Consider the following 12,721-nt stretch of genomic DNA (forward strand, 5'->3'; position numbering starts at 1 on the left):
AAATTCTATTTATGGCAAAGGAAATTTTTAAACGAAATAAGCCAAATTTTACGACAGGTGGGATAGGACATGTAGATCATGGAAAATCCACAACGGCAACTGCTATTACTGTGGTTTTAGCTGAAGAAGGATTAGCGCAAGCAAAGAGTTTTGAAGAAATCGATAATGCTCCAGAAGAAAAAGCTCGAGGAATTACGATAAATACTACTCATATAGAATTCGAAACAAAAAAACGTCATTATACTCATGTAGATTGTCCGGGACATGCAGATTATATAAAGAATATGGTTACAGGTGCGGCTCAAATGGATGGCGCAATACTTGTTGTATCAGCAACTGAAGGCCCAATGCCTCAAACAAGAGAGCATATATTGCTTGCACGTCAAGTTGGAGTTCCTGCAATTATTCCTTTTATCAATAAAACAGACATGGTAAATGATCCAGAAATTCTGGAATTGGTCGAAATGGAAATACGAGAATTGTTATCCAGATATGACTATGATGGAGATAATGTACCCATAATTAAAGGATCTGCTTTAGGTGCTCTTAATGGAGACCCTAAATGGAAAGAAAAAATTTGGGAACTTGTTCAGTCAGTTGATGATTACATGCCTGAACCCGTTAGAAATATAGATAAACCTTTCTTGTTACCTGTAGAAGATGTATTTACTATAACAGGAAGGGGGACGGTTTGTACAGGGAGAGTTGAAACTGGTATCTGTAAAATAGGGGATACCGTCGAGCTTATAGGTTTGAATGCAGAAAAATTATCTACAACAGTAACAGGAATAGAAATGCATAGAAAAATTCTAGAAAATGCTCAAGCTGGAGATAATGTAGGGCTTCTATTACGTGGAGTAAATAAAGAACAAGTATGTCGTGGAATGGTAATTGCTGTACCTGGATCTATAACACCTCATTGCCTATTCATCGCAGAAGTTTATATTCTTACCAAAGAAGAAGGAGGTAGGCATACTCCATTTCATAACAATTATAGACCTCAATTTTATTTCAGAACAACAGATGTTACTGGAGAAGTTACCCTACCCAAAGGAGTAGAAATGGTTATTCCTGGGGATAATCTCTCAATTGAGGTCAGATTACACCATACTGTTGCACTAAATGAAGGACTTAGATTTGCTATCCGTGAAGGTGGTAGGACAGTAGGGGCAGGACAAGTAACAAAAATTTTGAAATAGTAATAACGGGTGTAGCTTAGTTGGTAAAGCACCGGTCTCCAAAACCGGGTTACGTAAGTTCGAATCTTACCACCTGTGCATTTATTCCATCTTTTATGAAAAAAATAAAAAACTTCATATTAGGAATATATGAAGAATTCATCGAAAATGTAACTTTGCCAAAATGGAATAAATTATATTATTTTGTTTTAAAAATATCTATTTCTACAATTTTTTTCTCTTTTATCTTACATTTTATAGATGAAATATTTATCTGGATTCTCCAAAAACTTTTTTAACATATTTTCAGAATGACTTTTAAATTTAAAAAAGTAATAAAAAGGCTTAGGATAGAAAAAATAATTGGAGGATCTGCGAATCCTTCTCCTCCAATTGGGCCTATTTTGGGAAGTTCTGGTGTGAATATTATGGAATTTTGTAAACAATTCAATTCTCGTACTAAAGAGAGAAAAGGACAAATTTGTCCTGTCGTAATTTTTGTTTTTGAGGATAAAACTTTTGATTTTGTAATAAAAAAACCTCCAATATCACTTCTTCTTTTAGAAGCAGTAAAACTGAAGAAAGGCTCTAAAGAGCCTAATAGATATAAAATAGGGGAAATTGACTGGAATCAGGTAAAAAAAATTGCTGAAATAAAAATGTCTGATTTAAATTGTTTTACGCTTAAATCAGCTATGTCTATGATAAAGGGTACAGCAAGATCCATGGGGATTGAAATAAACTAAAACGTGAAAAAGATATCTAAAAAGCAAAAGGAAATACGGAAAAAGATAGATTTTTATAAGCAATATAATCTTGAAGAAGCATCTAAATTAGTTAAAAAAACGTCTTTTGTTAGATTTAATGCTTCAGTAGATATATCCGTTCGTTTAAGTATTGATACCAAAAAAACTAATCATATGATTAGTGGAGTCGTTTTTCTACCACATGGTAGAGGTAAGAGAATAGATGTATTAGCCTTGGTTCCACCGGAAAAAAACAAGGAAGCTAAAGAATCTGGAGCTGATTATGTAGGTTTAGAAGAATACCTCTCTAAAATTAGAGAAGGATGGGTAGATTTCGATATAATTGTCACTATGCCATCCCTTTTGCCTAAGTTAGGGATATTGGGACGTATTCTTGGACCTAGAGGGTTAATGCCAAATCCTAAATCAGGAACTGTTACTCTATCGCCTGGAAAGGCTATTCGTGAAATAAAATCTGGAAAAATAAATTTCCTATCAGATAGATATGGAATAGTTAATGCAAGCATTGGAAAAGTTTCTTTTTCTACTAAAAAAATTAAAGAGAATGCGCAAGTATTAATTCAGACTTTAAATCGTTTTAAACCCATAAAGAGTATTTATTTATCAAATACAATGGGGCCTGGAATCTCGATAGATCCAAAAAAGATATAAATGACAAGAAAGAAAAAAAAAGAGTTTATAGAATCGTTGGAAACTATTTTATCTGAAAAAAAATCTATTTATATTGTAGATATTTCTGGATTAAATGCTAAAGAAGTTTTTCATTTAAGAAAAAGCCTACTTGAGGCTCAAGTAAAGATACAGTTAGTAAAAAATACCTTACTAAAAAAAGCTCTGAAAAAAAATTTTAATCCGTTTTATAATTTACTTAAGGGAGGAACAGCTTTGATTTCGGCAGAACCTGGGAATAAAACAATAAGAATAATGAAAAATTTTCGTACCCAACTTCTTTTAAAAGGGGCTTATGTGGAGGAATCCTTTTACATAGGGGATGAAAATTTTGAAGTATTGGCTAACATTAAATCCAGGGAGGAATTACTCAAAGAAGCCCTAAATCTTTTACAAACCCCTTTAAAAAGCTTACTTTCTATAATCCAATCTGGAGTATCTAGTATTCTTCATTTTCTAGCACATTTAGTTTAAAAAATTAAATAATGGAAGAAATAGAGAAATTAGCAGAAAAATTCGTAAATTTAACCGTAAAAGAGGTAAATGAATTGATCAATTTTTTAAAAAAAAAATATGGGATTGAACCTGCAAACTTAGCTTTTTCAGGAACTTCCTCTGAACAAAAAGTTGACCAAAAAGTGGAAAAATCTGTTTTCGATATAGTAATTAAATCAATTGGGGTTTCCAAGCTAAAATTGATCAAATTAGTTAAAGAAATTACTGGAAAAACACTTACAGAATCTAAGGATTTAGTGGAATCTGCTCCAAATGGAGTTGTCAAAAATGACGTAGGCAAAGAAGAAGCTGAAAAAATAAAAAAGAAGCTTGAAGAAGCCGGAGCTGAAGTAGAATTACTATAATTATAATTATGAAAAACATTTTTATTCTATATTTAGTTTTAAAATAAAAAATTAAAAAATAATATGTCCTATGGAAAGGAGTAGTTTCTCTTCAGTAAAAAAAAATGTAGAATATCCTAACTTTCTTAGTATTCAGCTGGAATCATACCATAAATTGTTCCAATTAAATTCCACACCCTTAATTAGGAAAAATGAAGTTTTGTATAAAGTATTTACGGAAATTTTTCCTATTTCAGATGGAAAAAATAATTACGTTTTGGAATTTTTAGATTATTCTATAGATCCTCCTATATTTTCTATAAAAGAGTGTATTGAAAGAGGGATTACATACAGTGTCTCATTAAAAGCTCAGCTTAAATTATACCGTACGGATATTGAAAAATATTTCGAAACAATTTGTCAAGAAGTTTATGTAGGAACCTTTCCCTACATAACACCAACTGGATCTTTTATTTTTAACGGATCTGAAAGAATTATAGTTTCACAACTACATCGTTCTCCGGGAATTTTTTTTGGAAAATCTTATCATTCAAATGGAAAACAGTTGTATTCTGCAAGGGTTATTCCATTAAAGGGATTATGGATAGAATTTTCTACTGATATTAATAACGTTCTATATGCTTATATTGATAGAAAGAAAAAACTCCCTATTACAACACTTTTACGTTCATTTGGATATGAAAAAGATAAAGACATATTGGAGTTATTTCATTTAGCTGAAAATTTACAAATTACGAATACGAATATTCATAAAATTCTAAATAGAGTTCTTGCTTCTCGTCTATTGAAAACCTGGTATGAGTCTTTTGTTTACGAAGATACTGGAGAGTTTTTTTATGTGGAACGCAATGAAATCATTTTGGATAGAAATATTATAATAGAACAAGAACATATTGATAAAATTCTAGAAATGGGGTTAAGTAGCGTTCTTCTCTATAGAGTAGATAGAAAGGATTATTCTATAATTTATAATACTCTTCAAAGAGATCAGACTAATTCTAAAAAAGAAGCTTTGAAATACATATATAAGCAGTTAAAGAACTCTGAACCTACGTATAAAGAAACTGCTCTTAGCGTTATAGAAAAGCTTTTCTTTTCAAGATATTCTTTAGGAGCTGTTGGCAGAGATAGGCTAAATAGACGTTTAAAGGTAAATATTGATCTAAATTGCCATATTCTAACAAAAGAGGATATTATCGCAATAATCCATTATTTAAATGATTTATTTAACTCTAAAAGAGAAATAGATGATATAGATCATCTATCTAATCGGAGAGTAAGAACTACAGGAGAACAACTTGATCATTTATTTAGGATTGTGCTTACTAGAATTACAAGAGGAATTAGAGAAAAAATGAATCTTCTAGAGAAGGAGGGGTTTACTCCTGTAGATCTAATCAATCCTAAAATTTTTTCGTCCAAAATTAACACTTTTTTTGGAACTAATCCGCTTTCTCAGTTAATGGATCAAACTAATATTCTATCTGAGATGACTCATAAAAGAAGATTATCCTCACTTGGACCTGGAGGTTTATCTAGGGAACGAGCTGGGTTTGAAGTACGGGACGTTAACTACTCTCATTATGCTCGTTTATGTCCAATAGAGAGTCCAGAAGGACCAAACATTGGACTAATATCCTCCCTTTCTACTTTCGCTAAAGTCAATGAAATGGGATTTATAGAAACTCTATATTGGAGGGTATTAGATGGAAAAGTAAATTTTTTGGAAAAACCGGTTTTTTTAGGAGCTGAAGAAGAATACGGAAAAGTAATTGCTCAAGTAATGACTCCGATAAATTCTTATGGTTGTATAACTTCTGATATAGTTTATTCTAGAAAAAATGGGGATTTTATTAAAGTAAAACCAGAAGAGGTAAATTACATGGACATTGCTTCAAATCAAATTGCTTCAATATCAGCTTCACTTATTCCATTTCTTGAACACAATGATGCTAATAGAGCTTTAATGGGATCTAATATGATGAGACAAGCCGTTCCTTTGTTAGAACCTAAAGCCCCTATTGTTGGAACTGGAATAGAAAAAGATGTGGTCAAAGATTCTCGAATGTTTATTAGGGCTGAAAAAGATGGAATTATTGAATACGTTGACGCAAATAAAATTAACATTCGTTATGAAAGAAGTGAAGAAGAAAAATTCGTACTTTTTGATCCAGATCCAGAAGTAAAAATATATAACCTCATTAAATTTAGAAAAACTAATCAAAATACTTGTATAACGATAAAACCTTTAGTTAGGAGTGGAATGAAAGTAAAAAAAGGAGAAATACTTTGTAATGGATATTCCACTGATAAGAAAGAATTAGCTTTAGGCCGTAATTTAAAAGTGGCTTTCATGCCTTTAAAAGGATATAATTTTGAAGATGCTATCGTAATTTCTGAAAAGGTAGTTAGGGAAGATTGGTTTACGTCTATTCATATTGAGGAATATTCCTTAGAATTAAGAGATACTAGATCCGGAATGGAAGAATTCACTAGTTTCATTCCTCATGTAAACGAATATATGATAAAAAATCTAGATGAAAATGGAATTATACGAATAGGTTCTGAAGTAAAACCAGGTTATATTCTGGTTGGAAAGATAACCCCTAAAATAGGATCTGATTCTTCACCTGAAAAAAAACTTCTTAGGATAATTTTCGGAGAAAAGTCCGTATCTGTTAAAGATACTTCTTTAAGAGCTGACCCATCTCTAGATGGAGTAGTAATTGATACCAAACTTTTTTATAGTAAAAATCCGGATAATAAATCTATAGATTGGGAAAAAAAAGAAGTAAAAAATATTGAAATAAAATATAAAAATTCTTTCTCTAAATTGAGAGAAAAACTCATTCAAAAACTTTTAGTTTTAGTGAAGAATGAAATTTCTCAAGGAGTTTACGATTTCTTTGAAAGTGAAATACTTCCAAAGGGAAAAAAATTTTCCCTAGATCTATTAAATAGTATACAGGAATATTCGTCCCTAAATGGAAATTGGACTTATAATGAAAAGAAAAATTCATTAATAGAAGAAATTTTGCATAATTACAGAATAAAAATGATAGATTTGCAAAAAAATTTGAAAAAGGAAAAAATTTCTATTATTTTAGGGGATGAATTACCTTCTGGAATTAGAAAAGTTGCTAAAATTTCTATTGCTAAAAAGAGAAAATTGAAAGTAGGGGATAAAATGTCTGGACGGCATGGGAATAAAGGTGTGGTCGCTTATATTGTTCGAGATGAAGACATGCCTTTCTTAGAAGATGGAAGCAGGGTTGATATGGTTTTAAATCCCTTAGGAGTTCCATCTAGAATGAATATAGGGCAAATATATGAAACTATTTTAGGATGGGCCGGAGATAAACTAGGAATAAAGTTTTCTTCTCCTATTTTCGAAGGACCTAACCTGGAGAAAATTAATAAATGTACAGATCAAGCAGGAATTCCCCGTTTGGGAAAAGTTTATCTTTTTGATGGAGAAACTGGAGAGAGATTTGACCAAACTATTACTGTTGGGGTTATTTACATGCTTAAACTTGGTCATATGGTGGATGATAAAATACACGCAAGGTCAATTGGACCTTATTCCCTTATTACCCAGCAACCTTTGGGTGGAAAAGCTCAATTCGGAGGACAGAGATTTGGTGAAATGGAAGTTTGGGCTCTAGAAGCTTTTGGAGTAAGCAATATTTTACAAGAAATGCTTACAGTTAAATCGGATGATATTCCTGGTCGTTCAAAGACTTATGAATCTATTGTTAAAGGTGAAGAAATTCCAGAACCAGGTGTTCCTGAATCTTTTAAAGTTGTATGTAATGAGCTTAAAGGATTAGGTTTTAATGTTTCTTTTGACGATGAAAATAAATAAAAAATTCAGAAGTATTACTCTTGGGATTGCATCTACAGAATCTATTTTACAAGAATCCAATGGTGAAGTTCTTAAACCTGAAACGATAAATTATCGTACGCATAAACCTGAAATTGGAGGGTTATTTTGCGAGAAAATTTTCGGACCAATTAAGAATTATGAATGTTCATGCGGAAAGTATAAAAGGATTAGATATAAAGGAATTACATGTGAGAGATGTGGAGTAGAAGTTTCTGAAAAAAAGGTTCGTAGAGAACGAATTGGACACATTAATTTAGTTGTTCCAGTTGTTCATATCTGGTTTTTCAGATCTTCTCCCAATAAAATTGGAAATTTACTTGGGTTGCCTTCAAAAAAGGTAGATATGATCATATATTATGAACGTTTTTTGGTAATAAATCCTGGAATTGCGAAAAGACTTGATGGCTCCCCTGTAAAATATTTAGATCTTCTAACTGAAGAAGAATATTTATCTATTTTAGAAAATTTACCCCTAGAAAATAAATATTTAGAAGATAGCAATACTGAAAAGTTTATAGCTAAAATGGGAGCTGAATCTTTAAAAGATCTGCTAATTCGTTTAGATATTGACTCTATATACCAAAAACTACGTAGTAAAATATTTCAGGAACCTGAAAGTAGTCGGAAAGAAATCTTAAAACGCTTACAGCTTATGGAAGCTTTTATTGAAGGAAAAAAGAAAGGATCAGATCCATCTTGGATGGTTATTGAAAAATTGGTAGTTATTCCACCGGATTTACGTCCTATTGTTCCTTTAGAAGGAGGACGTTATGCAACATCTGATTTAATTGACCTTTATAGACGTTTAATACTTAGAAACAACCGGTTAAAACGTCTTATAGAAATAGAGGCACCAGAAGTTATTATTAGAAACGAAAAAAGAATGTTACAGGAAGCTGCAGATGCTCTTTTCGATAATTCTAAGAAAGTTTATTCTATGAAATCTGAAGCAAATAGACCTCTTAAATCTATTTCGGACTCTTTGAAAGGAAAACAAGGAAGATTTAGACAAAATCTTTTAGGAAAGCGTGTAGATTATTCAGCTCGTTCTGTTATTGTCGTTGGTCCCAAACTTAAGTTGCATGAATGTGGACTTCCCAAAGAAATTGCAGCTGAGATTTATAAACCTTTTCTAATTAGGAAAATTCTAGAAAGAGGAATCGTTAAAACAGTAAAATCAGCAAAAAAAGTTATAGATCAAAGATTACTATTTATCTGGGAAATTTTAGAAAATGTTATAAAAGGACACCCTGTTTTGCTAAACCGGGCTCCTACTTTGCACAGATTAGGGATTCAGGCGTTTCAGCCCATTCTTTTAGAAGGAAGGGCGATATTACTGCATCCTTTAGTTTGCGCAGCTTTTAATGCTGATTTTGATGGAGATCAAATGGCTGTACATTTACCATTATCACCAGGTGCTATATTAGAAGCTCAATTAATCATGCTATCTTCTCAGAATATTTTGAATCCATCGAATGGAGACCCAATTACTGTTCCTTCTCAAGATATGATTTTGGGTTTGTATTATATGACTAAAATAGCTCCATCTGACCGAAAACTGAAAGGAAATGGTTGGACATTTTCGTCTCCAGAAGAAGTTCAAATTGCTTACTATAATAAAATAATCGATTTACATGCTTCTATCAGAGTTAAGGTTCGTAATGTAGAAAAATTGGTAGAAACTACTACTGGAAGAGTATTATTTAATAAAGTCGTACCCAATAACGTCGGATTCGTTAATGAATTGTTGACAAAGAAATCTTTACGATATATCATAGGAAAAATTCTAAAGATAACTGATGTTTCAACCACATCTAAATTTTTAGATGAAATTAAAGAACTTGGTTTTTATCATTCTTTTAAGGGAGGATTATCTTTTAGTTTAGGAGATATCATTATTCCAGAAGATAAAGAGAAAATAATGAAAAAAGCTTTTTCTAAGGTAGATGAAATTCAAAAAAACTATAACATGGGATTGATTTCAAACAATGAACGTTATCATAAGGTGATAGATGTTTGGAGTAATGCAAACACTTTTCTGACTGAGAAGGTCATAAAAAAAATGAAAGAGGATCAACATGGATTTAATAACGTTTATATGATGCTTGATTCTGGGGCTAGAGGTTCTACTGAACAGATTAGACAAATTTCCGGTATGCGAGGATTAATGACTAAACCTAAAAAAAGCGGATCTAAAAATAGAGAAATTATAGAAAATCCCATTCTATCAAATTTTTTAGGAGGTTTGTCAATTTGGGAATACTTTATCTCAACACATGGAGCTAGAAAAGGATTAGCTGATACCGCTTTAAAAACAGCAGAAGCAGGATATATGACCCGTAAATTAGTAGATGTAGCTCAAGATGTTATCATTAAAGAAAAAGATTGCTCTACTCTAATAGGTCTAAAAATTTACGCTTTTAAAAAAAACGAGGAAATTATTGAACCATTGTCTTCTAGAATTTTAGGTAGAATTTCACTAAATGATGTTTCTGATCCTAAAACTAATATTTTATTAGTTACATCTGGAGAAATGATTAGCGAAGAATCTGCTATAAAAATAGAAAAATCTGGAATTGACTCTGTTAATGTCAGATCCCCTTTAACTTGTGATTCTAAAGAAGGAATATGCGCTAAATGTTATGGGTGCGATCTTTCTAATGGAGATATTGTAAAAGTTGGTGAATCTGTAGGTGTTATTGCTGCTCAGTCTATCGGAGAACCTGGAACGCAACTAACATTGCGAACCTTTCATGTTGGAGGTTCGGCCTTAAATATTTCTGAAGCCTCTAAAATTTATGCAAGAGGTGAAGGTGTAGTGGAATTTTTAGAGATTCAAACTGTCGAATCGAAAAAGGAATCGGGGGCTAAAAAATTAGTAGTAATATCTCGTTCCTCTGAGTTAAGGATTCTTGATAAAAATGGAGAAGTGATTATGTCTAATAATATTCCATACGGATCTAATTTATACGTTAATAATGGAGACCAAATCAAGAAAGGAACAAAAATATGCAGTTGGGATCCATATAACGAAGTTATTATTTCGGAAATATCTGGAACGGTCGTTTATGATTGCATAGAACCTGGATTGACTTACAATGTAGAATGTGATGAACAGACTGGGTTTCAAGAAAAAGTAATTTCTGAATTCAGCCAAAAAAACATCATTCCATCTTTGAAAATTGTAGGCTCTGAAGAATTAAAAGTTTATAACCTACCTATAGGTGCACATTTACAGGTAAACAATGGAGATAAAATTAAACAAGGTAAAATATTAGTTAAAGTTCCCAATACTTACTCTAAATTTAGTGACATAACGGGAGGATTCCCTCGTTTATCAGAAATGTTTGAAGCTCGAAATCCTTCTAATTCAGCTGTAATCTCTGAGATAGATGGCTTGGTAAGGATTGGGGAAATCAATAAAGGATATAGAGAAATTATGATTCTATCTAATACTGGAGTTGTAAAAAAATATCTCATTAAACTATCCAAACAAATTTTGGTTCAGAATAATGATTCTGTAAAAGCTGGAGCTCCTTTATCAGATGGAGATATTTCTGTAAATGATATTCTAAAGATTTTGGGATCTAGAGCAGTTCAAAAATATTTAGTACAAGAAATTAAAGAGGTATATCGATTACAAGGGGTTAAAATTAATGACAAACATTTTGAAATCATTGTACGACAAATGATGCGAAAAGTAGAAATTCTAAATTCCGGAGATACAAAATTTATAGAGGGAAGTATAGAATATAAGGATGATTTCATTGAAGAAAATGAAAAAATTTTAAAAATGAAAATTGTCGTAGATTCCGGAGATTCAGAATTATTTAAAGTTGGTCAGTTGATTTCCTATTATGAATTGCAAGAAGAAAATAAGTATTTAATCCTCCAAAAGAAAAAGGTTCTTAAAACTAGAATTGCAATTCCTGCAATTGCAAAACCAATATTGCAAGGAATTACGAGGGCTTCTTTACAAAAAAAATCGTTTATTTCTGCTGCTTCTTTTCAAGAAACAACAAAAGTTTTATGTGAAGCAGCTGTACGTTGCAAAACTGATCATTTGAAGGGGCTTAAGGAGAATGTTATTGTTGGGCATAAACCTCCTACTGGAACTGGTATTTATGATCTAGACTTTTAATATGGTCTAAGACGTAATAAAGAAGATCCGGTTTTCCATAATTCGCTTTCACTTAGTTCTTTTAATTCTTTCTTTAAAAGATTCCTATAATTAGGTATACTATTGGCTTTTATAACCCTTTGTGCTTCGTTTCCATTTAGAACTGATTGGTATAACTCTTTAAAAATTGGCAAAGTTACATCTCTAAATTTTTTCCACCAATCAAGAGCTCCTCTTTGTGCAGTAGTAGAGCAATTTGCATACATCCCATCCATTCCATTCTCTCCAATTAATGGTACTAGACTCTGTGTAAACTCTTCCACAGTTTCATTAAATGCTTCTGAAGGAGAATGGCCATTTTCACGCAAGACTTGATATTGTGCAGCAAAAATTCCTTGAATGGCTCCCATTAATGTTCCTCTTTCCCCTGTTAAATCTGAATACACTTCCTTCTTAAAACTTGTCTCAAATAAGTATCCAGAACCTATGGAAATACCTATTGCTAGAGTTTTCTCTAAAGCTCTTCCACTATAATCCTGATAAATAGCATAACTAGCATTGATTCCTTTTCCATCAAGAAAAAGATTTCTTACACTCGTTCCAGATCCTTTTGGAGCTACCATAAAAATATCAATATCTTTAGGTGGGAGAATGTTAGTTTGATCTTGAAAGGTTAAACCAAATCCATGAGAGAAATACAGGGATTTGCCTTTTTTTAAATATTTTTTAATTTTTGGCCATGTAGAAATTTGGCCAGCATCTGACAATAAAAACATTAATATAGTCCCTTTTTCTGCTGCTTCTTCTAAAGTAAATAAGGTTTCTCCATCTACCCATCCATCTTGGATAGCTCTTTCCCAAGAAACGGAGTTGCATCGTTGTCCAATAATAACAGATATACCATTATCTCTTAAATTAAGTGCTTGTCCGGGGCCTTGTACCCCATATCCTAAAACAGATATGGTTTCATTTTTCAATATTTCTTTGGCTTTAGTCAAGGAAAATTCTTTTCTAGTAATGATATTTTCTTCTATAGAGCCAAATTTTATTTTCATTTTTATCATAATTATGATCTCTGATCCTTTTTAAGGAGTTAAGGATAAGGAGCTCATACCATATTCCTCTGCTAGAAATGCATTTTATGGATCTTCTCATATTTTTCTAGATGCTAACGAAAATACTATAGTCTCAGGTGAGGAGTATCCTCGTTATCCTAATCCTTTTCAAGTAGAACTTAAGAA

9 protein-coding genes and 1 tRNA gene are annotated in these 12,721 nt (G+C 31.9%); 9 read left to right on the forward strand and 1 reads right to left on the reverse strand.

Annotated elements, in window-relative coordinates:
• The first annotated feature begins 11 nt into the window (after positions 1-11).
• The 9 genes from tuf (at position 12) to rpoC (ending at position 11,501) form a co-directional block, all read left to right on the forward strand.
• Complete coding sequence (tuf, locus tag VE128_01770) at positions 12-1,199, forward strand: elongation factor Tu (GenBank protein HZD84249.1); 1,188 nt, start codon at positions 12-14, stop codon at positions 1,197-1,199.
• 5 nt (positions 1,200-1,204) lie between these two features.
• A tRNA-Trp gene (locus VE128_01775) sits at positions 1,205-1,277 on the forward strand.
• Positions 1,278-1,294: 17 nt separating this feature from the next.
• Entirely contained in the window at positions 1,295-1,477 is a 183-nt protein-coding gene (locus VE128_01780) for a preprotein translocase subunit SecE (GenBank protein ID HZD84250.1), read from the forward strand.
• A 12-nt stretch (positions 1,478-1,489) separates the two neighbouring features.
• Positions 1,490-1,924 carry a 50S ribosomal protein L11 gene (rplK, locus tag VE128_01785; protein HZD84251.1) on the forward strand — a complete coding sequence of 145 codons (435 nt, stop codon included), beginning with the start codon at positions 1,490-1,492 and terminating at the stop codon, positions 1,922-1,924.
• A gap of 3 nt (positions 1,925-1,927) precedes the next feature.
• On the forward strand, positions 1,928-2,596 hold the full coding sequence (rplA, locus tag VE128_01790; protein HZD84252.1) for a 50S ribosomal protein L1: 669 nt from the start codon (positions 1,928-1,930) through the stop codon (positions 2,594-2,596).
• Entirely contained in the window at positions 2,597-3,088 is a 492-nt protein-coding gene (rplJ, locus tag VE128_01795; GenBank protein HZD84253.1) for a 50S ribosomal protein L10, read from the forward strand.
• An 11-nt stretch (positions 3,089-3,099) separates the two neighbouring features.
• A complete protein-coding gene (gene rplL, locus VE128_01800) occupies positions 3,100-3,474 on the forward strand; it encodes a 50S ribosomal protein L7/L12 (GenBank protein HZD84254.1) in 375 nt (124 codons plus the stop codon).
• Between the two features lie 70 nt (positions 3,475-3,544).
• A complete protein-coding gene (gene rpoB, locus VE128_01805) occupies positions 3,545-7,339 on the forward strand; it encodes a DNA-directed RNA polymerase subunit beta (GenBank protein ID HZD84255.1) in 3,795 nt (1,264 codons plus the stop codon).
• Entirely contained in the window at positions 7,311-11,501 is a 4,191-nt protein-coding gene (gene rpoC, locus VE128_01810; protein HZD84256.1) for a DNA-directed RNA polymerase subunit beta', read from the forward strand. Before rpoB ends, rpoC begins: the two co-directional genes overlap by 29 nt.
• Here the strand turns inward: rpoC and ilvC are convergent.
• A complete protein-coding gene (ilvC, locus tag VE128_01815) occupies positions 11,498-12,535 on the reverse strand; it encodes a ketol-acid reductoisomerase (GenBank protein HZD84257.1) in 1,038 nt (345 codons plus the stop codon). The genes rpoC and ilvC overlap by 4 nt on opposite strands.
• Positions 12,536-12,721 lie beyond the last annotated feature (186 nt).

It is taken from the genome of Candidatus Angelobacter sp. (assembly GCA_035643775.1).
Taxonomy (GTDB): domain Bacteria; phylum Bacteroidota; class Bacteroidia; order Flavobacteriales; family Blattabacteriaceae; genus DASQPV01.